At 58.4% G+C, this 26,570-nt stretch carries 23 protein-coding genes and 2 tRNA genes; 3 read left to right on the forward strand and 22 right to left on the reverse strand.

The window, feature by feature from the left end; translation table 11 throughout:
• Positions 1 to 24 precede the first annotated feature (24 nt).
• The 13 genes from truB to rlmE form a co-directional block, all read right to left on the reverse strand.
• Complete coding sequence (gene truB / locus LCH64_RS26180; RefSeq protein ID WP_226501738.1) at positions 25 to 942, reverse strand: tRNA pseudouridine(55) synthase TruB; 918 nt, start codon at positions 940 to 942, stop codon at positions 25 to 27.
• Positions 943 to 946: 4 nt separating this feature from the next.
• On the reverse strand, positions 947 to 1,345 hold the full coding sequence (gene rbfA / locus LCH64_RS26185) for a 30S ribosome-binding factor RbfA (protein WP_003221549.1): 399 nt from the start codon (positions 1,343 to 1,345) through the stop codon (positions 947 to 949).
• 160 nt (positions 1,346 to 1,505) lie between these two features.
• Entirely contained in the window at positions 1,506 to 4,025 is a 2,520-nt protein-coding gene (infB, locus tag LCH64_RS26190) for a translation initiation factor IF-2 (RefSeq protein WP_003221547.1), read from the reverse strand.
• A gap of 27 nt (positions 4,026 to 4,052) precedes the next feature.
• A complete protein-coding gene (gene nusA / locus LCH64_RS26195; RefSeq protein WP_003221546.1) occupies positions 4,053 to 5,534 on the reverse strand; it encodes a transcription termination factor NusA in 1,482 nt (493 codons plus the stop codon).
• 47 nt (positions 5,535 to 5,581) lie between these two features.
• Positions 5,582 to 6,040: a ribosome maturation factor RimP gene (gene rimP / locus LCH64_RS26200; RefSeq protein WP_007973115.1), complete on the reverse strand. Its 459-nt coding sequence runs from the start codon at positions 6,038 to 6,040 to the stop codon at positions 5,582 to 5,584.
• A gap of 138 nt (positions 6,041 to 6,178) precedes the next feature.
• Positions 6,179 to 6,255: transfer RNA gene (locus LCH64_RS26205), tRNA-Met, on the reverse strand.
• A 97-nt stretch (positions 6,256 to 6,352) separates the two neighbouring features.
• A tRNA-Leu gene (locus LCH64_RS26210) sits at positions 6,353 to 6,438 on the reverse strand.
• A gap of 22 nt (positions 6,439 to 6,460) precedes the next feature.
• Complete coding sequence (gene secG, locus LCH64_RS26215; RefSeq protein WP_045122288.1) at positions 6,461 to 6,847, reverse strand: preprotein translocase subunit SecG; 387 nt, start codon at positions 6,845 to 6,847, stop codon at positions 6,461 to 6,463.
• A gap of 4 nt (positions 6,848 to 6,851) precedes the next feature.
• A complete protein-coding gene (gene tpiA / locus LCH64_RS26220) occupies positions 6,852 to 7,607 on the reverse strand; it encodes a triose-phosphate isomerase (RefSeq protein WP_226501739.1) in 756 nt (251 codons plus the stop codon).
• Between the two features lie 65 nt (positions 7,608 to 7,672).
• Positions 7,673 to 9,010, reverse strand: coding sequence for a phosphoglucosamine mutase (gene glmM, locus LCH64_RS26225; RefSeq protein ID WP_226501740.1), 1,338 nt, complete (start codon positions 9,008 to 9,010; stop codon positions 7,673 to 7,675).
• 16 nt (positions 9,011 to 9,026) lie between these two features.
• On the reverse strand, positions 9,027 to 9,878 hold the full coding sequence (gene folP / locus LCH64_RS26230; protein WP_045122287.1) for a dihydropteroate synthase: 852 nt from the start codon (positions 9,876 to 9,878) through the stop codon (positions 9,027 to 9,029).
• 8 nt (positions 9,879 to 9,886) lie between these two features.
• Positions 9,887 to 11,794: an ATP-dependent zinc metalloprotease FtsH gene (ftsH, locus tag LCH64_RS26235; protein WP_027610779.1), complete on the reverse strand. Its 1,908-nt coding sequence runs from the start codon at positions 11,792 to 11,794 to the stop codon at positions 9,887 to 9,889.
• A gap of 202 nt (positions 11,795 to 11,996) precedes the next feature.
• Positions 11,997 to 12,626, reverse strand: a complete 630-nt coding sequence (gene rlmE / locus LCH64_RS26240; RefSeq protein ID WP_003221536.1) for a 23S rRNA (uridine(2552)-2'-O)-methyltransferase RlmE — start codon at positions 12,624 to 12,626, stop codon at positions 11,997 to 11,999.
• A 101-nt stretch (positions 12,627 to 12,727) separates the two neighbouring features.
• Between rlmE and LCH64_RS26245 the strand changes: the two genes are divergently transcribed.
• Entirely contained in the window at positions 12,728 to 13,036 is a 309-nt protein-coding gene (locus LCH64_RS26245; RefSeq protein WP_003221534.1) for a YhbY family RNA-binding protein, read from the forward strand.
• Positions 13,037 to 13,045: 9 nt separating this feature from the next.
• Here LCH64_RS26245 and LCH64_RS26250 read toward each other — a convergent pair whose 3' ends face one another.
• From LCH64_RS26250 to grpE, 8 genes are all read right to left on the reverse strand, one after another.
• Positions 13,046 to 13,450: a hypothetical protein gene (locus LCH64_RS26250; protein ID WP_003221532.1), complete on the reverse strand. Its 405-nt coding sequence runs from the start codon at positions 13,448 to 13,450 to the stop codon at positions 13,046 to 13,048.
• Between the two features lie 28 nt (positions 13,451 to 13,478).
• On the reverse strand, positions 13,479 to 13,955 hold the full coding sequence (gene greA, locus LCH64_RS26255) for a transcription elongation factor GreA (protein WP_003221530.1): 477 nt from the start codon (positions 13,953 to 13,955) through the stop codon (positions 13,479 to 13,481).
• Positions 13,952 to 17,173 (reverse strand): carbamoyl-phosphate synthase large subunit, encoded by a 3,222-nt coding sequence (gene carB / locus LCH64_RS26260; RefSeq protein ID WP_007961429.1) that lies wholly within the window; start codon positions 17,171 to 17,173, stop codon positions 13,952 to 13,954. The genes greA and carB overlap by 4 nt, the downstream gene beginning before the upstream one ends.
• Positions 17,174 to 17,299: 126 nt before the next feature.
• Positions 17,300 to 18,436 carry a glutamine-hydrolyzing carbamoyl-phosphate synthase small subunit gene (gene carA / locus LCH64_RS26265; protein ID WP_003221524.1) on the reverse strand — a complete coding sequence of 379 codons (1,137 nt, stop codon included), beginning with the start codon at positions 18,434 to 18,436 and terminating at the stop codon, positions 17,300 to 17,302.
• 257 nt (positions 18,437 to 18,693) lie between these two features.
• Entirely contained in the window at positions 18,694 to 19,500 is an 807-nt protein-coding gene (gene dapB, locus LCH64_RS26270; protein ID WP_003221523.1) for a 4-hydroxy-tetrahydrodipicolinate reductase, read from the reverse strand.
• A 9-nt stretch (positions 19,501 to 19,509) separates the two neighbouring features.
• Positions 19,510 to 20,634: a molecular chaperone DnaJ gene (dnaJ, locus tag LCH64_RS26275; RefSeq protein WP_003221522.1), complete on the reverse strand. Its 1,125-nt coding sequence runs from the start codon at positions 20,632 to 20,634 to the stop codon at positions 19,510 to 19,512.
• Between the two features lie 297 nt (positions 20,635 to 20,931).
• Positions 20,932 to 22,848: a molecular chaperone DnaK gene (gene dnaK, locus LCH64_RS26280; protein ID WP_003221521.1), complete on the reverse strand. Its 1,917-nt coding sequence runs from the start codon at positions 22,846 to 22,848 to the stop codon at positions 20,932 to 20,934.
• 102 nt (positions 22,849 to 22,950) lie between these two features.
• The gene (grpE, locus tag LCH64_RS26285) at positions 22,951 to 23,517 is read right to left on the reverse strand and encodes a nucleotide exchange factor GrpE (protein ID WP_007961425.1); all 567 of its coding nucleotides are present in this window, start codon (positions 23,515 to 23,517) and stop codon (positions 22,951 to 22,953) included.
• Between the two features lie 240 nt (positions 23,518 to 23,757).
• Here grpE and recN point away from each other — a divergent pair, with 240 nt between their 5' ends.
• Complete coding sequence (gene recN, locus LCH64_RS26290; protein WP_226501741.1) at positions 23,758 to 25,431, forward strand: DNA repair protein RecN; 1,674 nt, start codon at positions 23,758 to 23,760, stop codon at positions 25,429 to 25,431.
• Between the two features lie 75 nt (positions 25,432 to 25,506).
• Here recN and fur read toward each other — a convergent pair whose 3' ends face one another.
• Entirely contained in the window at positions 25,507 to 25,911 is a 405-nt protein-coding gene (gene fur, locus LCH64_RS26295) for a ferric iron uptake transcriptional regulator (protein WP_003221515.1), read from the reverse strand.
• Positions 25,912 to 26,008: 97 nt separating this feature from the next.
• Here fur and LCH64_RS26300 point away from each other — a divergent pair, with 97 nt between their 5' ends.
• Entirely contained in the window at positions 26,009 to 26,536 is a 528-nt protein-coding gene (locus LCH64_RS26300) for an outer membrane protein assembly factor BamE (RefSeq protein WP_003221514.1), read from the forward strand.
• Positions 26,537 to 26,570: the final 34 nt, after the last annotated feature.

The raw sequence follows: 26,570 nt of genomic DNA on the forward strand, positions 1-26,570 counted from the left end.
CTGTTAACAGCCACACTCGTTCGGTCATTCTGACCGAATCAGTCGACGCGGCGCGATGCGCCCGTCTTCGCTCACTTCACCGATACCGATGAAGCGACCATTGTGATCCTGTACCCGTACCATGCCGAACTTCGGAGCATCCGGGGCGCGTACCGGCTGGCCGTTGAGCCAGTAGAACGCACTCGCTTCGGAGAAGTGCAGCAGCGGCCAATCCTGCAGGCCGCTGTCCGATGGCATCAGGAAGCGGTCGACCGCTTCGTTGCCGCCTTCGGCATGTACCGCTTCCAGCTCTTCGAGGGTCACGGTCTGCGCCAGGGTGAAAGGCCCGGCCTGGGTACGACGCAGTTCCGCGACGTACGCACCACAACCGAGTTGCTCACCGATATCCTCCACCAGGGTACGGATATAGGTGCCCTTGCTGCAATCCACCGCAAGACGCGCAGTATCGCCTTCGAAGGCCAGCAATTCCAAGCGCGCAATAGTAACAGAACGCGGTTCGCGCTCCACTACTTCGCCTGCACGGGCCAGCTTGTACAGCGGCTGACCGTCACGCTTGAGTGCCGAGTACATCGGCGGTATCTGACTGATTTGCCCACGAAATTTCGGCAGAACCGCTTCGACATCGGCGCGACCAACGGTCACCGGACGCTCCTGCAAAACCTCACCCTCGGCGTCCGCCGTGGTGGTGGTCTTGCCCAGTTGCGCCAGGGTCTCGTAACCCTTGTCGGAATCGAGCAGGTATTGCGAAAACTTCGTTGCCTCGCCAAAGCACAGCGGCAAGACACCGGTGGCCAGCGGGTCGAGACTGCCGGTGTGACCGGCCTTCTCGGCGTTGAGCAACCAGCGAACCTTCTGCAACGCGGCGTTGGAGGTGAACCCCAGCGGCTTGTCGAGCAGGATGATACCGCTGACATTACGACGGATACGTTTGACCTGAGTCACCGAATTACTCCTTGGTGTCTTCAGGTGCAGCGGCCAGGTGCTGATTGTCCTCAGCCACGGCGCGCTCGATCAGGGCCGACAGATGCGCGCCACGCACGACGCTTTCGTCGTAGTGGAAGTGCAATTGCGGCACGCTGCGCAGCTTCATTTCACGGGCCAGCTGCATGCGCAGGAAACCTGCGGCAGCGTTGAGCACCTTGATGCTTTGCGCGATGTCTTCGGCGTTGTCCTGCCCCATCACGGTGATGAAGATCTTCGCGTGACCGACGTCACGGCTGACTTCAACAGCGGTAATGGTGACCAGGCCGACGCGCGGGTCTTTGACTTCACGACGGATCAGTTGGGCCAGCTCACGCTGCATCTGATCGCCGATACGTTGGGTACGGCTGTATTCTTTTGCCATGATTTTGTTACCTGTTACTGCCCCGCGGTGAAACCCGCAAGGTCTGAAAGCGGCAAACGCCCGGCCTGACAAAAGCCAGACCGGGCGTTGCGTTTAGAGTCCTGACGCCGTGGCGCGCATCTGCATGCGGCGGCTCGGCGTGGCCCTTGAAGTGCGCGAGTCAGAGGCTGCGAGCAACCTGAACCTTCTCGAAGACTTCGATCTTGTCACCGACTTTGACGTCGTTGTAGCTCTTCACGCCGATACCGCATTCCATGCCGGCACGTACTTCGGAAGCGTCATCCTTGAAGCGGCGCAGGGATTCCAGCTCGCCTTCGAAGATAACGATGTCTTCACGCAGTACACGGATCGGACGGTTACGGTGCACAACACCTTCGATCACCATGCAACCAGCGATCGCGCCAAACTTCGGCGAACGGAACACGTCGCGCACTTCGGCCACGCCCAGGATGTTCTCGCGAACATCGCTGCCGAGCATGCCGGTCAGGGCTTTCTTGACGTCTTCGATGATGTCGTAGATCACGTTGTAGTAACGCATGTCCAGACCTTCCTGCTCGACGATCTTCCGTGCGCCAGCATCGGCACGCACGTTGAAGCCGAACAGTACAGCGTTGGAAGCCAGTGCCAGGTTGGCGTCGGACTCGGTGATACCACCGACACCGCCACCGACTACGCGCACTTGCACTTCGTCGTTGCCCAGGCCGTTCAGAGCGCCCTGCAAAGCTTCCAGCGAACCACGGACGTCGGATTTGAGGACGATGTTGAGCGTCTTCTTCTCTTCCTGACCCATGTTTTCGAAGATGTTTTCCAGCTTGCCGGCGTGAGCGCGAGCCAGTTTGACTTCGCGGAACTTGCCTTGACGGAACAGAGCCACTTCACGGGCTTTCTTCTCGTCGGCAACCACGCTCATCTCGTCGCCAGCGTCTGGTGTACCGTCAAGACCCAGGATCTCGACCGGAATGGCCGGACCTGCTTCCTTGATCGGCTTGCCGTTCTCGTCGAGCATGGCGCGCACGCGGCCATAGTTCGAGCCGACCAGCACCATGTCGCCTTGACGCAGCGTACCGTCCTGAACCAGCACGGTGGCCACCGGGCCACGGCCCTTGTCCAGACGCGATTCAACGACAACACCACGGCCAGGAGCCGATGGAGTGGCGGTCAGTTCGAGAACTTCGGCCTGCAGCAGAACGGCTTCGAGCAGTTCGTCAACGCCGGTACCCATTTTCGCCGAAACCGGTACGAATGGAGTGTCGCCGCCCCACTCTTCGGAAGTCACGCCGTGAACCGACAGTTCGCTGCGGATGCGATCGAGGTCAGCACCAGGCTTGTCGATCTTGTTCACCGCAACCACCAGAGGAACGCCAGCCGCCTGAGCGTGCTGAACAGCCTCGATGGTTTGCGGCATCACGCCGTCGTCCGCCGCCACCACCAGGATCACGATGTCGGTCGCCTTGGCACCACGGGCACGCATTGCGGTAAACGCAGCGTGACCCGGGGTGTCGAGGAACGTCACCATGCCACGGTCGGTTTCAACGTGGTATGCACCGATGTGCTGGGTAATGCCGCCGGCTTCGCCCGCTGCAACCTTGGCACGACGGATGTAGTCGAGCAGGGAAGTCTTACCGTGGTCAACGTGGCCCATTACGGTCACGACCGGTGCACGGGAAACTGCCTCACCTTCAAACTTCAGGGACTCGGCCAGGGAATCTTCCAGGGCGGTGTCGCTGACCAGGGTCACTTTGTGGCCCAGCTCTTCAGCAACCAGTTGAGCAGTTTCCTGATCGAGTACCTGGTTGATGGTCGCTGGAGTGCCCAGTTTGAACATGAACTTGATGATTTCAGCAGCCTTGACCGACATCTGCTGGGCGAGATCGCCAACAGTGATGGTCTCGCCGATCTTCACTTCACGCACGACAGGACCGGTAGGGTTCTGGAAACCGTGAGCGTTGCGTTTCTTCAGCTTGGCCTTGCCGCGACCACCACGACGGAAGCCATCGCTTTCTTCGTCGGTAGTGCGTGGCGCCACACGTGGAGCCGGCGCTTTTTCTTTGACCGATGCGCGATGCGGAGCGTTTTTGCGCTCGCCATCGCCACCACCGCCGCGACGATTGTTATCGTCGGCACGTGGCTTGTCCGGACGACGCTGTTCGTCACGCTTGCGAGTGTCGGCAGCTGGCGCAGCAGCAACCGGCGCGGCTTCGCGCACGGGTTCGGCTACTGGCGCAGGTGCAGCAACAGCTTCGGCAGACGCGGACGGCGCAGCAGCAGGCTGGCGACGCGCTTCTTCTTCAGCGCGCTGCTTGGCTTCTTCTTCAGCCTTCTGACGGGCAGCATTTTCTACTGCGCGACGCTCATCCAGTTCACGCTTGCGCTCGGCTTCGATTTCTTCCGGGCTACGCTGTACGAAAACTTTCTTCTTGCGAACTTCTACGCTGATGCTCTTGCTACCAGCCACACGCAGGGTGCTGGTGGTTTTACGCTGCAGCGTGATCTTGCGTGGTTCTTCCACTTTCGCCTTGTGACTGCTCTTCAAGTGAGTCAGCAGGGATTGCTTCTCACTGTCAGTCACATGTTCTTCGGCGGCGGTGTGCGGCAGACCTGCCTCACGCATCTGCTGCAACAGGCGCTCTACCGGTGTTTTGACCTCATCGGCCAGTTGTTTCACCGTGACTTGCGTCATGCACTTCTCTCCTCAGGCCGCGCCTAATTACTCGAACCAGTGGGCTCGGGCGGCCATGATCAACTTGCCGGCACGATCATCGTCAATGCCGTCGATGTCGAGCAGGTCGTCAATAGACTGCTCGGCCAGGTCTTCGCGGGTAATTACGCCGCGCACCGCCAGTTCCATCGCCAAATCCTTGTCCATACCCTCAAGCGAGAGCAGGTCTTCGGCCGGATGGGCGTCTGCCAGCTTTTCCTCAGTAGCGATGGCTTTGGTCAACAAACGATCCTTGGCACGAGCGCGAAGCTCGTTGACGATATCTTCGTCAAAGCCGTCGATGTTGAGCATTTCTTCCAACGGTACGTAGGCAATCTCTTCCAGGCTGGTGAAGCCTTCATCTACCAGCACCTGAGCCAGTTCTTCGTCGACTTCCAGCTCGTCGATGAAGTTGCGCAGGATGTCGCCGGTTTCTGCTTGCTGCTTAGCCTGGATGTCCGATTCGGTCATCACGTTCAGGGTCCAGCCAGTCAACTGGCTCGCCAGACGCACGTTCTGACCACCCCGACCGATGGCCTGAGCCAGATTGTCTGCGCCAACGGCGATGTCCATTGCATGGGCATCTTCGTCAACGATAATCGCCGCCACTTCTGCCGGCGACATGGCATTGATCACGAACTGCGCCGGGTTATCGTCCCACAGGACGATATCGACACGCTCGCCACCCAACTCGCCCGACACGGCCTGGACGCGCGAACCGCGCATACCGATGCACGCGCCCTGCGGGTCGATGCGTTTGTCCTTGGAACGGACAGCGATCTTGGCACGCGAACCCGGATCACGGGACGCTGCCATTACTTCGATCAGGCCTTCAGCGATTTCCGGCACTTCGATGCGGAACAACTCGATCAGCATTTCCGGCGCGGTGCGCGACAGGATCAGCTGCGGGCCGCGGTTCTCGGTGCGGATTTCCTTGAGCAGTGCACGCAGACGCACACCGACACGGAAGGTTTCGCGAGAAATGATGTCTTCACGGGCCAGCAACGCTTCGGCGTTGTTGCCCAGATCGACGATCACGTTGTCGCGGGTGACTTTCTTCACGGTGCCGGAGATGATTTCTCCCAGGCGCTCGCGATAGGCGTCGACCACTTGAGCGCGCTCGGCTTCACGCACTTTCTGCACAATGACTTGCTTGGCAGTCTGTGCAGCAATGCGGCCGAACTCGATGGATTCGATCTTTTCTTCGACGACGTCGCCGACCTTGGCGCCCGGATGCGTTTCGGCAACCTTGCTTGGCCAGGTTTCGATCGCAGGATCGTCGAGGTCATTCTCTTCGACGACTGTCCAGCGACGGAAAGTCTCATAGGAACCGGTGTGGCGATTGATCTCCACACGCAGGTCAACTTCGTCTTCAAAACGCTTTTTGGTAGCAGTGGCCAGAGCCAGCTCCAGCGCTTCAAAAATCACGCTTGCCGGTACGCCCTTTTCATTGGATACCGACTCAACAACCAGCAGTACTTCTTTGCTCATCGTACGCCTCGCCTTTCGCAAGCCATTGGATCCGCGGGATCCGCGTCTCAGTCAAAACTGGGAATAATGTTGGCCTTGTCGATCATATCGATCGGCAACAGGAACTCATGGTCTTCTACCTGCACCACGACGTCCTGTTCTTCTACACCGCGCAGAAGGCCCTGAAAGTTGCGTCGACCTTCGAAAGGCGAGCGCAGCTTGATCTTCACTTGTTCACCGGCAAATTTTGCAAACTGCTCAAGAGTGAACAGTGGGCGTTCCATGCCAGGCGAGGAAACTTCGAGGGTGTATTCAACGGAAATCGGATCTTCAACATCCAGGACACCGCTGATCTGACGGCTGACAATGGCGCAATCGTCCACCAGCACGCCACCCTCTTTATCGATATAAACACGCAACATCGAGTGACGACCTTGAGCCGAAAACTCGATACCCCAGCATTCATAGCCTAGGGCCACGACCACCGGGGCCAACAAGGCCTGCAACTCTTCTAGCTTGCTCGACACCTGAACCCCCTCGTGCATGTAAATGCATGCGCTGCAAAATAAAAAAATGGGCGAAACGCCCATCCTTGAAACGCCGTCGAACAGCGGCGCAGAAAGTGTCCAGCTAACAAAAAGCCCCTGAAAAGGGGCTCCTTAAACTGGTTGCGGGGGCCGGATTTGAACCGACGACCTTCGGGTTATGAGCCCGACGAGCTACCAGACTGCTCCACCCCGCGACAAAGCTGGGGCGGAAGTATACGACCGATCCCTTATAGGGTCAATGTAACCTTCCACCTGCAAGAAAGCCCGCAACAGCGGGCTCTCCTGACTAATTGGTACCGAGAAGGGGACTCGAACCCCTACACCCTATGGGCACAACCACCTCAAGGTTGCGTGTCTACCAATTCCACCACCTCGGCAAAACTACGTTTGAAACCCTTCTTACTTCTGCTCTTGAGCTGGAGGTACGTCAGTCGCTGGAGTAGCCGACTTTTGCTCTTGAAGCACCGGGACATCATCAGAAGCCGGTTTTTGTTGCTTAGGTACTTCCAACACTGCTGGATCTGGCAAACCTGCTTGAGTCAGCTGATGAGCTTTCTCTTTAGCAAAGTAACCTAACCCCAAGCTGGTTATGAAGAAACCGGCGGCAAGTATAGCAGTAAACTTACTAAGAAAGGTAGAGGAACCTTGGCTTCCGAACACAGTATTTGAAGCACCTGCTCCGAAAGACGCGCCAGCGTCCGCACCCTTACCCTGCTGCAGCAAAACCAGAGCAACTACGCCCAATGCACCCAGCAGATGAAAAACGACTACGACTGTTTCCAGCATTTTTTCAGTTTCCCGCGGCGCGACAGATCGCACCGAACTCATCTGCATTCAGGGAAGCTCCACCAATGAGCCCCCCATCGATATCCGGCATGCCGAACAGTTCGACCGCATTGGCCGCCTTCACGCTGCCGCCGTATAGAAGCCGCACACCTCGTGCGACTTCAGAATTCTCTGCCGCCAACTGCTCGCGAATGGCTTTGTGCACATCCTGAGCCTGTTGCGGCGTTGCAGTCAGTCCGGTACCAATGGCCCAGACAGGCTCGTAAGCAATGACTGCATTGGCAAAGGCACCAACACCCAGCTCCTCGATGATGCTGCCCAGCTGACGCCCGACAACCTCAAGAGTTTTTCCGGCTTCGCGCTGTTCGAGGGTCTCCCCTACACACAACACCGGAATCAAGCCACATGCCTGTGCCGCTGCGAACTTGCGATTCAGCATCCCGTCTCGCTCGCCCATTATCTGGCGGCGTTCGGAGTGCCCGACAAGCACCAGGGAACAACCTGCATCCACCAACTGACTCGGTGCAATTTCACCGGTCAATGCACCTTGCAAGGATTCCACCGCAGAATTCTGCGCACCGACCGAAATCGATTTACCTTTCAAGCCATCAATCACTTGATTGATATGCAAGCAAGGCGGGAATACCGCGACATCAACACCGCTTGGCAAGGCCAGATGACGAAGGCCGTTGATCAGCTCAGCGACGCTGGCGCGGGTACCGTGCATCTTCCAGTTACCAGCTACCATAGGGCGACGCATGCTGTACCTCGTCGGTCAAAGTGGGCGCAGATGTTACCCAACACAATCATGGCTGGCAAGCCGAATCAGGCAGAAACTTCACTTACCAGTTTTGCCAGTTCTTCTGCATAGCTGCGAACCTGAGTTTCATCCTCGCCTTCGACCATCACACGCACCAGCGGCTCTGTGCCGGACTTGCGCAGAAGCACACGACCTCGACCCGCCATCGCCTGAGTTACACGCGCGCTGGCTTCCTTGACAGCCGGATGCTCAAGCGGGCTTTCGCCACCAGCGAAACGCACATTGATCAGCACCTGAGGGCACTTGCGCAAGACCTGACGCGTTTGCGCAAGACCTTCATTGCGGGCTTTCAATGCCATCAACACCTGCAACGCCGCAATGATCGCATCACCTGTTGTGGTGTGATTGAAGCAGACGATGTGGCCCGAATTCTCACCACCTACCAGCCAGTTGCGCTCCAGCAGCTCGGCGATCACATAGCGATCACCGACATTCGCTCGAATGAACGGAATCGAGAGATCCGCCAACGCGAGCTCAAGACCCAGATTGCTCATCAGAGTACCGACCACGCCACCCTGCAACTTGCCACGCTCGTGCAGATCGCGCGCAATAATGAACAGCAGCTCGTCACCATCGACGATGGCGCCAGTGTGATCGACCATCAACACCCGATCACCGTCGCCATCGAAGGCGATACCCAGATCAGCGTGCTCAGCCAATACAGCAGCCTGCAACGACCCCATATGGGTCGAACCGCAATTGTCATTAATGTTCAGGCCATTGGGCTGAGCTGAAAGCACTACAACTTCCGCACCCAGCTCTCGAAAGACGCTTGGAGCAACCTTGTAGGTCGCACCGTTTGCGCAGTCGATCACGATTTTCAGGCCGGAAAAACTGGTGCCGGTGGGCACACTGCTTTTGCAGAACTCGATGTAACGACCCGACGCGTCGTTAATGCGCGACACCTTGCCGATCTTGCTCGACTCAACCACAGCCATCGGGGTATCGAGCAACTCTTCAATCATCAACTCCAGCTCATCAGGCAACTTGGTGCCCTTGCCGGAGAAGAACTTGATACCGTTATCGTCATGCGGGTTGTGCGAAGCGCTGATCACGATCCCGGCTTCGGCCTGGAAAGTACGCGACAGGTAGGCGATAGCCGGCGTCGGCATCGGCCCCAGCAGCATCACATCGGCACCTGCCGAAGTCAGGCCCGCTTCAAGAGCCGACTCGAACATGTAGCCGGAAATTCGCGTGTCCTTGCCGACCAGTACCTTGCAGGCGCCCATCTTGCGAAAAGCCATGCCAGCCGCCCAGCCGAGCTTGAGCATGAAGTCCGGAGTGATCGGATATTCACCGACACGACCACGAATACCGTCAGTACCAAAGTATTTCTTGCTCATAAGTGCTCCATCATTCTTATTCGGCTGATTCCACGGCCGCGAGCATACGCACCACGTCTACCGTTTCCGCCACATCATGGACGCGCAATATACGCGCTCCTTTCACCGACGCCAGTGCCGCGAGTGCCAGACCACCATGCAGACGCTCGCCCACCGGACGATTCAGCGCCTGACCAATCATGCTTTTGCGTGAGACACCGACCAATAGCGGACGCCCAAGCGCATGCAGGGCTTCCATATGCTTGAACAAGCTTAGATTGTGCTGCAGGGTTTTGGCGAAACCGAAACCGGGATCAAGAATGATCCGCTCGGCAGGAATACCCGCCGCCGCACATTGGGCCATGCGCTCGGCCAGAAACTCACCCACTTCCCGGGTAACGTCCTGATAGTGCGGATTGTCCTGCATGTCACCTGGCTCACCGAGCATGTGCATCAGACATACCGGCAACCCGGTCGCCGCAGCGGCATCCAGCGCACCATCACGGCGCAGCGAGCGCACGTCATTGATCAACCCGGCACCGAGCCGCGCAGTTTCGCGCATCACTGCAGGTGTCGAAGTATCGACCGAGATCACCACATCCAGCTCGCGATTGATCAGCTCCACGATCGGAGCTACGCGCTCCAGCTCTTCCAGCGGCGAAACCGCTCGAGCACCGGGCCGGGTCGACTCACCGCCGACATCAATCAGCGTCGCGCCAGCAGCCACCATGGCTTCGGCGTGACGCAAGGCCACGTCGAGCTGACTGTAGCGGCCGCCATCGGAAAAGGAATCGGGAGTGACATTGAGAATGCCCATGACATGCGTCCGGGCCAAATCAAGAACCCGGTTGCCGCAAGGCAACCGGGTCAGGGACTGTGCAGAAGTCATTTCAAACCTTAAACGTCAGCAGCCGGACCGCCGATCGGTGTTTCCGGACGCTCATCCTGGATCACTGGAGGCGGAGGCGTACCCGTGCCACCTGTCCAGTCACGCGGTTCACGAGGCGTACGACCCGCCATGATGTCGTCGATCTGCTCGGCATCGATGGTTTCGTATTTCATCAGCGCATCGGCCATGGCATCCAGCTTGTCACGGTTGTCCGTGAGGATCTGCTTGGCCGTGCCGTAGCACTGATCGATGATGCTACGCACTTCGGAGTCGATCAGCTTGGCGGTCTCACCGGAGAAACTGGCATTCTGACCACCACCACCGCGACCGAGGAACACTTCGCCCTCTTCTTCGGCGTACATCAGCGGACCGAGTTTTTCCGACAGACCCCACTTGGTCACCATGTTCCGCGCAATCTGACTGGCACGCATGATGTCGTTGGAGGCGCCGGTGGTCACACCGTCGAAACCAAGAGTCATTTCTTCGGCGATACGGCCGCCGTACAGCGAGCAGATCTGACTGATCAGCGCACGCTTGGACAGACTGTAGCGATCTTCTTCCGGCAGGAACATGGTCACACCCAGCGCACGACCACGCGGAATGATCGAGACCTTGTAGACCGGATCATGCTCAGGCACGACGCGACCAACAATGGCGTGGCCAGCTTCGTGATAAGCGGTGTTCTGTTTTTCTTTCTCGGACATGACCATCGATTTGCGCTCGGCGCCCATCATGATCTTGTCCTTGGCCAGTTCGAATTCTTTCATTTCAACGATGCGCTTGCCGCTGCGTGCAGCGAACAGCGAAGCCTCGTTGACCAGGTTGGCCAGGTCCGCACCGGAGAAGCCCGGGGTACCGCGTGCGATAACGGCCGGAGCAACGTCGTCGCCCATTGGCACTTTGCGCATGTGAACCTTGAGGATCTGCTCGCGACCACGGATATCCGGCAAACCTACAACCACCTGACGGTCGAAACGGCCCGGACGCAGCAGCGCAGGGTCGAGTACGTCAGGACGGTTGGTTGCCGCAATCACGATGATGCCGTCATTCATTTCGAAGCCATCCATCTCCACCAGCAACTGGTTGAGAGTCTGCTCGCGCTCGTCGTGACCACCGCCCATGCCGGCGCCACGGTGGCGACCGACGGCGTCGATTTCGTCGATGAAGATGATGCACGGTGCGTGTTTCTTGGCCTGCTCGAACATGTCACGAACGCGGCTTGCACCGACACCCACGAACATTTCAACGAAGTCGGAACCGGAAATAGTGAAGAACGGTACCTTCGCTTCGCCGGCAATCGCCTTGGCCAGCAAGGTTTTACCGGTACCCGGAGGGCCGACCATCAGCACACCGCGAGGAATACGACCGCCCAGGCGCTGGAACTTGCCCGGATCACGCAGGAACTCAACCAGCTCGCCGACTTCTTCCTTGGCTTCGTCGCAACCCGCAACGTCAGCCAGGGTGGTTTTCACCTGATCTTCGGAGAGCAGGCGCGCCTTGCTCTTGCCGAAGCTCATCGGTCCACCCTTGCCCCCGGCGCCACCCTGCATCTGGCGCATGAAGAACATGAACACCGCAATGATCACCAGGATCGGGAAGCTGGCCACCAGGAGTTGAGTCCAGATGCTTTGCTGTTCAGGCTGCTTGCCTTCAACCACAACGTGATTGTCGACCAGATCGCCGATCAGGCCATTGTCCTGGATCGCCGGACGAATGGTCTTGAAGCTGTCACCATCGTTGCGTTTGCCGGTAATCACATAGCCGTCGACGGCTACGCGCTCGACCTTGCCATCCTTGACCTGCTGGATGAAGTCGGAATAGTTGAGGGTCTGCGGCTCGTTAGGGCTGGAGAAGTTGTTCATCACCGTCACGAGGACTGCCGCGATGATCAACCACAGGATCAGATTCTTTGCCATATCGTTCAATTAACTACCCTCTGAAGCAAGCTCCGCTACTGGCGCGCGCTTCGCATGATATTCACCGGCCTAACTTACTACATTACCTACAACTCTGGCAGGCGCCGTCTGTAACCCTTTGTGAAACACTTTCTACACAATATTCGCTTATGCACGCGGGGCAAAATACGAAAAACCTATCACCCCGGCCAAAAAACTCGTTTTACTCGTTGCCGCCGCGGTAGCCCCAAGCCAGCATATATTGCTCGCGGGAGCTGCCACGGGACGAATCCGGCTTGATCATCTGGATCTTGTCGAATTTCTTGCGAGCATCCTTCAGGTAAACATCGAAACCTTCGCCCTGAAAAATCTTGATCACGAAATTACCGCCCGGCTTGAGTATCCGCTCCGCCAGATCAAGCGCCAGCTCACAAAGGAACATGGCTTTGGGCATGTCTACTTCAGGCGTACCACTCATATTGGGGGCCATATCGGAAATCACAAGGTCCACCTGCGAATTACCCACGGCTTCAAGGATCCGCGCGAGCACTTCGTCCTCGGTGAAGTCACCCTGGATGAAAGTCACGTCCGGGATGCTGTCCATTTCCAGAATGTCCGACGCAATCAGACGGCCCTGACCGCCGATCAACCGGCTGGTGACCTGCGACCAGCCGCCGGGCGCCGCGCCCAGGTCGACAACGCTCATGCCGGAACGGATCAGCTTGTATTTCTCCTGGATCTCCAGAAGCTTGTAACTCGCACGCGAGCGGTAGCCATCCTTCTGCGCCTGCTTCACATAAGGATCGTTGACATGTCGTTTCAGCCAACCAAGGCTTGTCTTGGAACGCGCCATTGGGCACCTCGATAATAAGGGTCGTGATTAATTGGGCGGATCCACGAACCCTCGGGTAAAATGGCCGCCATTTTACAGAATCCAGACGAAAGGGTCAGATTATGCCGCTCACTCCAGAGCAGAAGAAACAGTACAAATCCATTGGCCACCATCTGAAACCAGTTTTGACTGTGGCTGACAACGGTTTGACTGAAGGTGTGTTAGCCGAACTCGAACGCGCATTGGCGGATCATGAGCTGATCAAGATCAAGCTCAACATCCTCGACCGCGAGTCGCGCCTGGCGCACATTGCAGAACTGTGCAAGGTCGGCAAAGCGGACCTGGTTCAGGTCATCGGCAAGATGGCACTGGTTTATCGCAAGAACTTCAGCGTCAACAAGCAGCTGTCGAACGTTCATCGCTTCAAGTGATGACAAGGGTCAAGGGTGTGCTTCGCGCACCCTCCCACTCCATCCCGGAACCGGTTGCAACACCAGCACCAGACCGGAAAAGCCCAACACCAGAAAACTGAACTCCTGCCAGCGCTGCGCTTGCGGCCAGCCGACACGCACGGCGACAAACATCGCACACGCATACAACGCCATCAGCAACACCTGTCCACGAAAGTCCCGCCATAGACTGGCAAGGCCCTCGGCCTGTACCAGCACCAAAGCCTGAAAGATCACGCATGCGGCGGCAAAACTCACCACCGGCACTTCGAACGCATCGGCAATCTCATCGATCAGCAATGGTGCCAGGCCAATCTTGCCCAACACCGCTCGCAAACCGAGATGAATCAGCCAGAAGCCGCCGACCCACAACATCTGGGTCAACTGCCAAAGCATGGCGCCCGCACGTAGCGGGCGCTTGCCTTCAGATGTGACGGACTTCGACAATCTCGTACTCGATAACGCCGCTTGGCGTTTTCACTGCGACCACATCGCCCTCTTCCTTGCCGATCAAGGCGCGGGCCAGAGGCGAGCCAACCGAAATCTTGCCGAGTTTGAAGTCAGCCTCATCCTCACCGACGATGTGGTAAGTGACGCTCTCATCCGTCTCGACGTTGGCGATCTCGACGGTAGTACCGAAGATCACTTTGCCGGTGTGCGGAATGGTCGTCACATCAATGATGACCTGATTCTGGATCCGGCCTTCGATATCACGGATCCGCGCCTCGACCATGCCTTGCTGTTCGCGGGCGGCATGGTATTCAGCGTTTTCCTTCAGGTCACCCAACTCGCGAGCCGTACCGATGTCCTGGCTGAGTTTCGGACGAACGACCTTGGTCAGATGAGCGTGTTCTTCTTCCAGGGCTTTCGCGCCCTGGACGGTCATTGGGTATTTGATCATGCCTTCAATCCTGCGTGTAAATCCTGCAAGCGGCGCACGGTCTTCTCGGGACCGAACTTCAGCGCTTCACAGATAGCCTCGCCCGCAGCAATGGTGGTGGTGCAGTAGATCTTGTGCTGCAGGGCATTACGACGAATGGAGTAGGAATCAGCGATCGACTGACGGCCTTCGGTGGTGTTGATGATCAGGGTGACTTCGTCATTCTTGATCATGTCGACCACGTGCGGACGACCCTCGGTCACCTTGTTCACACGGCGCACTTTCAGGCCTGCGGCTTCGATCAGCTTGGCAGTACCGGCAGTGGCGACCACTTCGAAGCCCAAGTTGATCAGATCACGGGCCACGCCTGCAACCAGCGGCTTGTCATCGTCACGCACGCTGATGAACGCGGTACCGCCGGTCGGCAGTACTTCGCTCGCGCCCATCTGGGCCTTGGCGAATGCTTCACCGAAGGTGTCGCCGACGCCCATCACTTCACCGGTGGACTTCATCTCCGGGCCGAGGATCGGGTCAACGCCAGGGAATTTGGCGAACGGGAACACCGCCTCTTTCACGCTGTAGAAGTTCGGGATGATTTCCTTGGTGAAGCCGATTTCCTTCAGGGTCTTACCGGCCATGACGCGAGCAGCGATCATTGCCAGGGAAACACCGATGCACTTGGACACGAACGGTACGGTACGCGAAGCGCGCGGGTTGACTTCGATGACGTAGATGTCTTCGCCCTGCAGCGCCAGTTGCACGTTCATCAGGCCGACAACGCCCAGTTCCAGGGCCATTTTCTTGACCTGTTCGCGCATCTCGTCCTGGATGTGCGCCGGCAGCGAGTATGGCGGCAGCGAGCACGCGGAGTCACCGGAGTGAACGCCCGCCTGTTCGATGTGCTGCATGATCGCGCCGATCACCACGTCTTTGCCGTCGCAGACCGCATCCACGTCCATCTCGATGGCGCAGTTGAGGAAGTGGTCGAGCAGCACCGGGCTGTCGTTGGAGACTTGCACCGCATCACGCAGGTAGCGCTTGAGTTCGTCTTCCTTGTAAACGATTTCCATCGCGCGGCCGCCCAGTACGTAGGACGGGCGCACCACCAGCGGATAACCGATTTTCGCGGCAGCACGAACAGCTTCGTCTTCGCTGCGCACGGTGGCGTTTGGCGGCTGACGCAGGTTCAGGCGCTCGACCATTTGCTGGAAGCGCTCACGGTCTTCGGCACGGTCGATGGCGTCAGGGCTGGTGCCGATGATCGGCACGCCAGCGGCTTCCAGAGCACGCGCCAGTTTCAGCGGCGTCTGGCCGCCGTACTGGACGATCACGCCTTTCGGCTTCTCGACGCGGCAGATTTCCAGCACGTCTTCCAGGGTTACTGGCTCGAAGTACAGACGGTCGGAAGTGTCGTAGTCGGTGGAAACGGTTTCCGGGTTGCAGTTGACCATGATGGTTTCGTAGCCGTCTTCGCGCAGTGCGAGGGCCGCGTGTACGCAGCAGTAGTCGAACTCGATGCCCTGGCCGATACGGTTCGGACCGCCACCCAGAATCATGATCTTGTCGCGACCGGACGGCGCGGCTTCGCACTCTTCCTCGTAAGTCGAGTAGAGGTAAGCGGTGTCGGTGGCGAACTCGGCGGCGCAGGTGTCAACGCGCTTGTAGACCGGGAACACTTCCAGTTTTTGACGGTGAGTACGCAGATTCTTCTCGGTCACACCCAGCAGTTTTGCCAGACGCTGATCGGAGAAGCCTTTGCGCTTGAGTTTGAACATCAGGTCGCGGTCGATGGCGGACAGACCGAGGGTCTTGACCTTCTCTTCGTCCTTGATCAGATCTTCGATCTGCACCAGGAACCACGGGTCGATCATGTTCATGCCGAAGATGTCTTCGACGGTCATGCCGGCGCGGAAGGCGTCCGCCACGTACCAGATACGCTCGGCGCCCGGCACGGTCAGCTCGCGCTTGAGGATGCTCATGCTTTCCGGATTGCTCAGGTCGAGCTTCTCGTCCAGACCGCAAACGCCTACTTCCAGACCGCGCAGGGCTTTCTGCAGGGATTCCTGGAAGGTACGGCCGATGGCCATGACTTCACCGACCGACTTCATTTGAGTGGTCAGGCGTGCGTCAGCGTTGGCGAATTTCTCGAAAGCGAAACGTGGCAGCTTGGTCACGACGTAGTCGATCGACGGCTCGAAGGACGCCGGGGTCTTGCCGCCGGTGATGTCGTTCGACAGTTCGTCGAGGGTGTAGCCCACCGCCAGTTTGGCCGCGACTTTGGCGATCGGGAAACCGGTGGCTTTCGAAGCCAGTGCCGAGGAACGCGATACACGCGGGTTCATCTCGATCACGACCATGCGGCCGGTGTCCGGGCAGATGCCGAACTGTACGTTGGAACCGCCGGTCTCGACGCCGATCTCACGCAGTACCGCCAGCGAGGCGTTACGCAGGATCTGGTATTCCTTGTCGGTCAGGGTCTGGGCCGGAGCCACGGTGATCGAGTCACCGGTGTGCACGCCCATCGGGTCGAAGTTCTCGATCGAGCAGACGATGATGCAGTTGTCCTTTTTGTCGCGGACAACTTCCATTTCGTATTCTTTCCAGCCGATCAGCGATTCGTCGATCAGCAGCTCTTTGGTCGGCGACAGGTCCAGACCGCGAGCGCAGATTTCTTCGAATTCTTCACGGTTGTAAGCGATGCCGCCACCGGTGCCGCCCATGGTGAAGGACGGACGGATGATGCACGGGAAGCCCAGACGCTCGAGGACGGCGTTGGCTTCTTCCATGCTGTGGGCGATACCGGAACGCGGGCATTCCAGGCCGATCGACTTCATGGCCTTGTCGAAACGCGAACGGTCTTCAGCCTTGTCGATGGTGTCGGCGTTGGCGCCGATCATTTCCACGCCGAACTTTTCCAGGACGCCTTCGCGCTCCAGGTCCAGGGCGCAGTTCAGTGCAGTCTGGCCGCCCATGGTTGGCAGCACTGCATCCGGACGCTCTTTTTCGATGATCTTGGCCACGGTCTGCCACTTGATCGGCTCGATGTACGTGGCGTCAGCCATGTCCGGGTCGGTCATGATGGTGGCCGGGTTGGAGTTCACCAGGATGACGCGGTAACCCTCCTCGCGCAGGGCTTTGCAGGCCTGGGCGCCGGAGTAGTCGAATTCGCAGGCCTGGCCGATAACGATCGGGCCAGCGCCGAGAATCAGGATGCTTTTAATGTCTGTACGTTTTGGCATGGGTTTGTCACTCAAATCCGCAGGTCAGTCGGCAAGCCGTCTTGATCGATTTCTGAAGCCCTGAGGGGCGCCACCGGTGTCGGGGCCGCCCTCGAGGGCTTCTCGCTACAGTCTCAAGGCGAACGCTTAGCGTCGCTTGGCCATCTCGTTGATGAAGCGGTCGAACAGGGGCGCCACATCGTTCGGGCCCGGGCTCGCTTCAGGGTGGCCCTGGAAGCTGAACGCGCTCTTGTCGGTGCGCTCGATACCTTGCAGGGTGCCGTCGAACAGCGATTTGTGGATCGCACGCACGTTGGCTGGCAGGGTCGCTTCGTCAACCGCGAAACCGTGGTTCTGGCTGGTGATCATCACGACGCCAGTGTCCAGATCCTGCACCGGGTGGTTGGCACCGTGGTGGCCATGGCCCATTTTCAGGGTCTTGGCGCCGGAGGCCAGAGCCAGCAGCTGGTGACCGAGGCAGATACCGAAGACCGGAATTTCGGTTTCCAGCACTTCCTTGATCGCCTTGATCGCGTAGTCGCAAGGCTCCGGGTCACCAGGGCCGTTAGACAGGAACACGCCGTCCGGCTTGAGTGCCAGCACGTCGGCAGCCGGGGTCTGCGCCGGTACCACGGTCACGCGGCAGCCGCGCTCGACCAGCATGCGCAGGATGTTCAGTTTGACGCCGTAGTCGTAGGCAACCACGTGGTATGGCAGCTCGGAGGCATCGATGGTCGCGTGGCTGTCGGTCTTCAAGTCCCAGACAGTGGAGCGCCATTCGTACTTTTCCTTGGTGCTGACGACTTTCGCCAGATCCATACCCTTCAGGCCCGGGAAGCCTTGCGCGGCGGCAATTGCAGCTTCTTCGGAGATGTTGTCGCCGGCCATGATGCAGCCGTTCTGTGCGCCTTTTTCACGCAGGATGCGGGTCAGGCGACGAGTATCGATACCAGCGATTGCCACAACGTTGTTGGCTTTCAGGTAGTCGGACAGGGACATCGTGTTACGCCAGTTGCTCGCTACCAGCGGCAGGTCACGGATCACCAGGCCAGCGGACCATACGCGGTCAGACTCGGCGTCTTCCGGCGTGGTGCCGGTGTTGCCGATGTGCGGGTAAGTCAGGGTAACGATCTGCTGGGCGTAGGAAGGATCGGTAAGGATTTCCTGATAGCCGGTCATTGCGGTGTTGAACACCACCTCACCAACGGTTTGACCGTCGGCTCCAATGGCTTCGCCGCGAAAAATGCTGCCATCAGCAAGGGCGAGTATGGCTGGCTTAGTCAAGAAGACCTCCCGTAAATAACGCATGAAAGGGCAATCGCAGGTTGTAAAAAAGCGGAGTGACGTATGGACACGTCACCCCGCTTCTTCACTGAATTATTCTGCGCGCTTTTAGTGGACACACTAAAGCTGTAGCTTACAGAAAAAGGCTTTTTTGGTCCACCGCTAAAGAGCCTAAAAGGCCGGAGAATGCGACAGGCCGTCGCGCGGTGTAGAAAAACCAGCGCAAACCGGGCGTTTGCGCTGGGTGAAACAGTCAATCAATGCAGGTCGAGCACGTCCTGCATGTCGTAAAGACCCGGCTCGCGACCATCCAGCCACAACGCCGCACGCACCGCACCCTTGGCGAATGTCATGCGGCTGGAAGCCTTGTGCGTGATCTCCAGGCGCTCGCCTTCGCAGGCGAACAGCACGGTGTGATCTCCGACCACATCACCACCGCGCACGGTAGCGAAACCGATGGTTTCCCGCTCGCGTGCACCGGTATGGCCTTCACGACCATAGACCGCGACCTTCTGCAGATCACGATCCAGCGCATCGGCAATCACCTCACCCATGCGCAGGGCAGTACCCGAAGGCGCATCGATCTTGTGCCGGTGATGCGCCTCGATGATCTCGATGTCCGCATCATCGCCCAGCACCCGAGCGGTCATTTCGAGCAGCTTCAGCGACAGGTTGACCCCGACACTGAAGTTGGCCGCGAACACGATCGGAATATCCTTGCCCGCCTCGGCCAGCAATTGCTTCTGCGCAGCGTCGAGCCCAGTGGTGCCGATGACCATGGCCTTGCCAGCCTTGCGACAGAACGCAAGGTTTTTCAGCATGACTTCCGGCAAAGTAAAGTCGATCAGCACATCGAACTCTTCAGCCACCGATTCGAGGTTGCCGGACAACGGCACACCGATGCGACCCAGCGAAGCCAGCTCACCGGCGTCCACTCCGATCAGCGTACTGCCGGGACGAACGATCGCCGCGGTCAGGCCGGTCAGTGGCGCGCGCTGTTGCACGGCCTCGACCAGAATCTTGCCCATGCGCCCGGCGGCGCCCATCACAGCTATACGTCGCATGCCAACTCCTTACAGATCGCCGAAGAAGCGCTTCACACCATCGAACCAACCGGTGGTTTTCGGCGAGTGACTGTTGTCGTCCGCCAGCGAGCTGCGGAACTCTTCGAGCAATTCGCGCTGACGGCGATTCAGATTGACTGGCGTCTCGACAGCCACACGGCACATCAAATCGCCCGCACCACCGCCACGCACTGGCGCCACGCCTTTGCCGCGCACGCGGAACTGCTTGCCGGTCTGAGTACCTTCAGGGATTTTCAGTTTGACGCGACCGTCGAGGGTCGGGATTTCCAGTTCGCCACCGAGCGCCGCATCAACGAAACTGATCGGCACTTCGCAGAACAGGTGTTTGCCATCGCGCTGGAAGATGTCGTGCTCGCGCACGTTGATCACCACGTACAGGTCGCCAGTCGGGCCACCTTGAGTACCCGCTTCGCCTTCGCCGGACAGACGAATGCGGTCGCCGGTATCGACGCCAGCCGGCACTTTCACCGACAGGGTCTTGTACTCTTCGACGCGACCATCGCCGTGGCAAGAATCGCACGGATCGGAAATGATCTTGCCCTGGCCATGGCAACGCGGGCAGGTCTGCTGCACCGAGAAGAAGCCCTGTTGCATGCGCACCTGGCCGATGCCGCCGCAGGTCGGGCAGGTCGATGGCGACGAGCCTTTCTTCGCGCCGGAACCATCGCATGGCTTGCAATTGACCAGTGTCGGAACGCGGATATTCACGGTAGTGCCGCGCACCGCTTCTTCCAGATTCAGCTCCAGGGTGTAGCGCAGATCGCTGCCACGCTGGGCGCCGCCACGGGAACCGCCACGACCGCCACCGAAGAAGTCACTGAAGACATCGCCAAAGATGTCCGAGAAATTCTGCCCGCCGAAACCGGCGCCACCGCCACCCATGCTCGGGTCGACACCGGCATGACCGTACTGGTCGTACGCCGCGCGCTTGCTCGAATCGGACAATACTTCGTAGGCCTCGTTGGCCTCTTTGAACAGTTCTTCCGACGCTTTGTCATCGGGATTACGGTCCGGGTGATGCTTCATCGCCAGACGACGATAGGCCTTCTTCAGGTCTGCATCGCTTGAACCACGCTCGACACCCAATACTTCGTAATAGTCACGCTTTGCCATAATTCTTTTGCACTCTTGAGGACGTCCGGCAAACCCCTCCTGAGGATGGCCAAACTCGTTGAGCCCCAATACAGGCCCGGACCCAACTCACGTCAATTCAACGATCCTGGTCTTTGCTTCGTTTGGTACTTGCAGCGCGAAAAGCAGGAGCATTCCCGGCCATACCAGCAGCAAGCGAACCTTGTCGCATGCTGTAAAAATTCGTGTATTCCAGATACGCCAACGCGGGAGCAAGCTCCCGCGCGGCGACATCCTACCAGTCACCGCCGCAAGGCAGTCAACCGGGCGACCAACAACTTACTTGTGGTCTTTGACTTCTTCGAACTCGGCATCAACGACATCGTCAGCCTTTTCAGCTTTCTCGTCGTGCGGCGCCGCGCCTTCAGCAGGCTGAGCCTGTTCGGCGTACATCTTCTGAGCAACCGGAGCCGAGACTTTCGACAGCTCTTCGATCTTCGCTTCGATGGCAGCCTTGTCGTCGCCTTTCACAGCGGCTTCCAGTGCAACCACAGCGGCTTCGATCGCGGTCTTCTCTTCAGCGCTGACCTTATCGCCCGCTTCGGTAACCATTTTGCGAGTCGAGTGAACCAGTGCGTCACCCTTGTTACGGGATTCAGCCAGCTCAGCGAACTTGCGGTCTTCCTCGGCGTTCAGCTCGGCATCGCGAACCATCTTCTGAATTTCTTCATCCGACAGACCGGAGTTGGCCTTGATGGTGATCTTCTGCTCTTTGCCGGTCGCCTTGTCTTTCGCGCCAACGTGCAGGATGCCGTTAGCGTCGATGTCGAAGGTCACTTCGATCTGCGGCACGCCACGTGGAGCTGGTGGAATGTCGGCCAGGTCGAACTTGCCCAGCGATTTGTTCTGTGCAGCTTGCTTACGCTCACCTTGCAGGACGTGAATGGTCACGGCGCCCTGGTTGTCGTCGGCAGTCGAGAACACTTGCGATTTCTTGGTAGGAATCGTGGTGTTTTTCTCGATCAGCGCGGTCATCACGCCACCCATGGTTTCGATACCCAGGGTCAGCGGGCTGACGTCGAGCAGCAGAACGTCTTTCACGTCACCGGCCAGAACGGCGCCCTGAATCGCAGCACCCATGGCAACCGCTTCGTCCGGGTTCACGTCTTTACGTGCTTCTTTACCGAAGAAATCGGTCACCAGCTTCTGTACCAGCGGCATACGGGTCTGACCGCCGACCAGAATCACGTCGTTGATCGCGCCAACGTCGATACCGGCGTCTTTCATGGCGATACGGCAAGGTTCGATGGTGCGCTGAACCAGGTCTTCAACCAGTGCTTCGAGCTTGGCACGCGAAATCTTCACGTTCAGGTGCTTAGGACCGGTAGCGTCTGCAGTGATGTACGGCAGGTTGACGTCGGTCGACTGAGCGGACGACAGCTCGATCTTGGCTTTCTCAGCGGCTTCTTTCAGGCGCTGCATGGCCAGCGGGTCACCTTTGAGGTTCATGCCGCTTTCTTTCTTGAATTCGTCAACGAGGTAGTCGATCAGACGAATGTCGAAGTCTTCACCGCCGAGGAAGGTGTCACCGTTGGTGGCCAACACTTCGAACTGGTGCTCGCCGTCAACTTCAGCGATCTCGATCACGGATACGTCGAAAGTACCGCCACCCAGGTCGTAAACGATCACGGTGTGATCGCCCTTGGCCTTGTCCATACCGTAAGCCAGAGCCGCTGCGGTTGGTTCGTTGATGATACGTTTAACGTCCAGACCGGCGATGCGGCCGGCGTCTTTGGTCGCCTGACGCTGGCTGTCGTTGAAGTAGGCCGGAACGGTGATCACCGCTTCGGTCACTGGCTCGCCGAGGTAGTCTTCGGCGGTCTTCTTCATCTTCTTCAGGATTTCAGCCGAGATTTGTGGCGGCGCCATTTTCTGGCCGTTCACTTCAACCCAGGCGTCGCCATTGTCAGCCTTGGCGATTTTGTACGGGACCATCTTGATGTCTTTCTGTACGACTTCTTCGTCGAACTTGCGACCGATCAGACGCTTCACCGCGTACAGGGTGTTGTGCGGGTTGGTCACTGCCTGACGCTTGGCCGACTGACCAACGAGGATTTCACCATCGTTGGCGTAAGCGATGATCGACGGCGTGGTACGCGCGCCTTCGGCGTTTTCGATAACTTTGGCTACGCCGTTTTCCAGCACGGAGACGCAGGAGTTGGTAGTCCCCAGGTCGATACCGATAATTTTGCCCATGTTCACTCTCCCGAAACTTTGGATTTTGTTGCCGCAGCAGTGGTGGCTAACTGCGGTAATACTTAAACGCTTGACTTCTAAATGGGGGCCTTGCGGCTAATTTCAAGCCTTCTCGTCAATCGAAGGCGAAATTGGCGCCGGCGCCTTGCTGACCACAACCATGGCCGGACGCAACAGGCGACCATTGAGCTGGTAGCCCTTCTGGAACACCTTCAGAACGCTGTTCGGTTCGACGTCGGCGCTTTCCTGCATGGCCATCGCCTGATGGTGAACAGCGTTGAACGGTTCGCCATGCGGATCGATCGCTTCAAGCTGATAACGCTTGAGGGTGTCGTGGAACATTTTCAGGGTCAGCTCGATGCCTTCGCGCATCGGACGGATGCTTTCGTCGTCCGGACTCGACAGCTCGAGGCCGCGCTCCAGGCTGTCGACGATCGGCAGCAGGTCACCGGCGAATTTTTCCAGCGCAAACTTGTGCGCCTTCTCGACATCCTGCTCGGCACGACGGCGTACGTTCTGCAGATCGGCAGCTACGCGCAGCGACTGATCCTGCGCGGCGGCCAACTGCTCTTCGAGCACTTGTACACGGGTCGCCAGGTCGTCACCCGAAGTTTCGGGCGCCTGATTGGCTTCTGGATTTTGCGTATCTACTGTCTGTTCGTCAGCCATAGAATTCTCCTTTCAATTACGTCCGCGAGCTGTACTCGCGCTTCTGCCCCGATATATGGGGCCGCAAAATCAGGCTTCAAGGGCCTGCAATGATTAACCCTACAAAAAAGTGCTGCATTGTCATTCCCGCTCGGACTAAGCATTTGATCGGATCAAGCAAATCGAGCTAAGCGAGGGCATTGTCAGCCTGAAACAAAACACTGTATAAATAACCAGACCTAAAGCCTGGGAGCGGCCTTTATGCTGGTGCACCTGTCCGTACATAACTACGCCATCGTTGAACATCTCGATCTCGAACTTGATCGCGGGATGAGCGTGATCACAGGGGAAACCGGCGCCGGCAAGTCGATCATGCTCGACGCCCTGGGCCTGACCCTGGGCGATCGCGCCGACAGCGGCGTGGTTCGCCCGGGCGCCGACAAGGCCGACATTCTGGCCACCTTCGATCTGGTCGACATTCCCGAGGCCCATGCCTGGCTGGCCGAGCGCGATCTCGAAAACGACGGCCCATGCATCCTGCGCCGGGTGATCACCGCCGAAGGCCGCTCGCGTGGCTATATCAATGGCACGCCCTGCCCGCTCGGCGATCTCAAGGCTCTCGGCGAACTGCTGATCGATATCCACAGCCAGCACGAACATCAATCGCTGCTGAAAACCGATACCCATCGCCGCCTGCTCGATGAATACGCCGGTGCCACCGATCTGGCCCGCCAGGTTCAACTGGCTGCGCAGCGCTGGCGCCAGACTCGCCAGGAGCTGGAGCGCCTCTCCAACTCCGGCGACGAACAACGCGCGCGCCACCAACTGCTCAGCTACCAGCTCGAAGAACTGGAAAACCTCGGCCTCGGCGAAAACGAGCTGGACCAGCTGGAGCAGGAACACAAGAACCTGACCAATGCCGAAACCCTGCTCGGCATTTGCCGACAAGTGGTCGAACAATGCAGCGAAAGTGATTCAGGCAATGTCCTGAACGCACTGACCGCCAGCCTCAATCGCCTGTCGAGCGTGAACAACTCGATTGGTGCACTGGGCGAAGCCAGCAGCCTACTGACCAGCGCGCAAATCCAGGTCGAAGAAGCCGTGGGCGAACTCAATCGCTTCCTCGACAACTTCGATGCCGATCCGGCGCGCCTGCAATATCTGGAAGAACGCCTCGACGCGATTTACACCCTGGCCCGCAAGCACCGGATCCAGCCAACCGAAGTCGCCGAGCTGCAGCAAAAGTTGCTGGATGAGATCGAAACCCTCAACGCCAACGACGAATCCATCGAGCGTCTGGGTGAAGAGCTGGCTTCCTACGCACGCCACTATCAAGAGAAAGCCCGCGAGCTGAGCGACTTGCGCCATCAAGCCGCCGGCAGCCTCGCCAGCGCCGTGGAACAGGAAATCCAGCGCCTGGGCATGCCCGGCGGTCGCTTCACCATCGAATTGCGCGCCAACAGCAGCGACGAATTGCTGCCCAACGGCCTGGAGCAAGTCGAGCTGCTGGTCAGTGCCAACCCCGGTCAGCCGCTGAAAGCGCTGGCCAAAGTGGCCTCCGGTGGCGAGCTGTCGCGGATCAGCCTGGCGATTCAGGTGATTACCGCGCAGACCTCACGCGTACCAACCCTGGTATTCGACGAAGTGGACGTGGGTATCGGCGGGCCGACAGCCGAAATCGTCGGCCAGTTGTTGCGACGTCTTGGCGATCGCGGGCAGGTGCTGACCGTGACGCACTTGCCGCAAGTGGCAGCGCAGGGTCATCAGCATTTGTTCGTGCACAAGGTACGGGGCGAACAAGCGACTCACACCGCCGTGTCCAAGCTGAGCAAGAACGACCGTATAGAAGAAGTGGCACGGATGCTGGGCGGCATCGACCTGACCAAAGAGTCTTTGGCTCACGCGAAAAAAATGGTGGTCACCGCAAAAGTTTAAGAGCAGCAGAAAGCACGAAGGCGACCCTTGGGTCGCCTTCGTTCGTTTCGCGAACCTGAAATTCGCGCGACATGCTTACTTTTTCTTGCGTACGTACAGCACCAGATTGTGATCTACCAGATCAACACCGTGCTCCTCGGCAATTGCCTTCTGGAGCTTTTCGATTTCCGGGCTGACGAATTCGACGACTTCACCGGTTTCCACGTTGACCATATGGTCGTGGTGGCCACCGTCGGCCAATTCGAATACCGCGTGGCCACCGTCGAAGTTGTGACGGACCACGAGGCCAGCGGCTTCGAACTGGGTCAGAACACGGTAAACCGTGGCCAGACCGACATCCTCGCCCGCTTCCATCAACGCCTTGTAGACGTCCTCGGCACTCATGTGACGCTGCTCGGTAGAGTCGAGCATTTGCAGGATCTTGACCCGTGGCAGGGTCACTTTGAGGCCGGCTTTGCGTAGTTCGCTATTTTCAACCATGGTCAGCTTTCTCGCGATGCTGCTTCGCAGCTTCTCTTAATGCGGGTATGATCGGCGTTTACGTTGTCCCAGCCAAGATAGTGGAAGTCGCCCACCGATGCAAAACACCAAGCTCTTGCTAACCAGTTTCACCTTTGTGGGACTGCTCGCACTCGCCGGTTGTTCATTCCCCGGGGTTTACAAAATCGACATCCAGCAGGGCAATGTCGTCACGCAGGACATGATAGACCAGTTACGCCCGGGAATGACCCGTCGGCAAGTACGGTTTATCATGGGTAACCCTCTGCTGACCGACACGTTCCATGCCGATCGCTGGGATTATCTGTACAGCCTGCAACCTGGTGGCGGTGAACGCCAGCAGGAACGCATGAGTGTTATTTTCAACTCTAACGACCAGCTTGTCAGCCTGTCCGGTGACTTCATGCCGGGCGTGAGCCGTGACGAAGCCATTCTCGGCAAGGACAGTGGCACCAGCGTGACCGCCCCTGCTGAAAACGCCGAGAAGCCGAAGCCGGAACAACCAGCCAAACCTGGCTCCTTGCTGGATTCGATCCAGAAGGACGTGGATGGTGTTGAAACCGTTCCGGTTCCGACGCCTGAGCCGCTGGACACCTCGCCGCAGTAATGTGCGAGGCAATAAAAAACCCGGAATTTCCGGG

Source organism: Pseudomonas sp. MWU16-30322 (assembly GCF_020515535.1).
GTDB classification, from domain to species: domain Bacteria; phylum Pseudomonadota; class Gammaproteobacteria; order Pseudomonadales; family Pseudomonadaceae; genus Aquipseudomonas; species Aquipseudomonas fluorescens_H.

Bases quoted from the DNA above. Each gene is read 5' to 3' on its own strand.
- LCH64_RS26245 (WP_003221534.1), top strand. From the start codon at position 12,728: ATGCCGCTCACTCCAGAGCAGAAGAAACAGTACAAATCCATTGGCCAC.
- recN (WP_226501741.1), top strand. From the start codon at position 23,758: ATGCTGGTGCACCTGTCCGTACATAACTACGCCATCGTTGAACATCTC.
- dapB (WP_003221523.1), bottom strand. From the start codon at position 19,500: ATGCGACGTATAGCTGTGATGGGCGCCGCCGGGCGCATGGGCAAGATT.
- ftsH (WP_027610779.1), bottom strand. From the start codon at position 11,794: ATGGCAAAGAATCTGATCCTGTGGTTGATCATCGCGGCAGTCCTCGTG.
- dnaJ (WP_003221522.1), bottom strand. From the start codon at position 20,634: ATGGCAAAGCGTGACTATTACGAAGTATTGGGTGTCGAGCGTGGTTCA.
- folP (WP_045122287.1), bottom strand. From the start codon at position 9,878: ATGACTTCTGCACAGTCCCTGACCCGGTTGCCTTGCGGCAACCGGGTT.
- infB (WP_003221547.1), bottom strand. From the start codon at position 4,025: ATGACGCAAGTCACGGTGAAACAACTGGCCGATGAGGTCAAAACACCG.
- grpE (WP_007961425.1), bottom strand. From the start codon at position 23,517: ATGGCTGACGAACAGACAGTAGATACGCAAAATCCAGAAGCCAATCAG.
- dnaK (WP_003221521.1), bottom strand. From the start codon at position 22,848: ATGGGCAAAATTATCGGTATCGACCTGGGGACTACCAACTCCTGCGTC.
- glmM (WP_226501740.1), bottom strand. From the start codon at position 9,010: ATGAGCAAGAAATACTTTGGTACTGACGGTATTCGTGGTCGTGTCGGT.
- rlmE (WP_003221536.1), bottom strand. From the start codon at position 12,626: ATGGCGCGTTCCAAGACAAGCCTTGGTTGGCTGAAACGACATGTCAAC.
- LCH64_RS26300 (WP_003221514.1), top strand. From the start codon at position 26,009: ATGCAAAACACCAAGCTCTTGCTAACCAGTTTCACCTTTGTGGGACTG.
- secG (WP_045122288.1), bottom strand. From the start codon at position 6,847: ATGCTGGAAACAGTCGTAGTCGTTTTTCATCTGCTGGGTGCATTGGGC.
- rbfA (WP_003221549.1), bottom strand. From the start codon at position 1,345: ATGGCAAAAGAATACAGCCGTACCCAACGTATCGGCGATCAGATGCAG.
- nusA (WP_003221546.1), bottom strand. From the start codon at position 5,534: ATGAGCAAAGAAGTACTGCTGGTTGTTGAGTCGGTATCCAATGAAAAG.
- tpiA (WP_226501739.1), bottom strand. From the start codon at position 7,607: ATGCGTCGCCCTATGGTAGCTGGTAACTGGAAGATGCACGGTACCCGC.
- fur (WP_003221515.1), bottom strand. From the start codon at position 25,911: ATGGTTGAAAATAGCGAACTACGCAAAGCCGGCCTCAAAGTGACCCTG.
- greA (WP_003221530.1), bottom strand. From the start codon at position 13,955: ATGATCAAATACCCAATGACCGTCCAGGGCGCGAAAGCCCTGGAAGAA.
- carB (WP_007961429.1), bottom strand. From the start codon at position 17,173: ATGCCAAAACGTACAGACATTAAAAGCATCCTGATTCTCGGCGCTGGC.
- LCH64_RS26250 (WP_003221532.1), bottom strand. From the start codon at position 13,450: ATGCTTTGGCAGTTGACCCAGATGTTGTGGGTCGGCGGCTTCTGGCTG.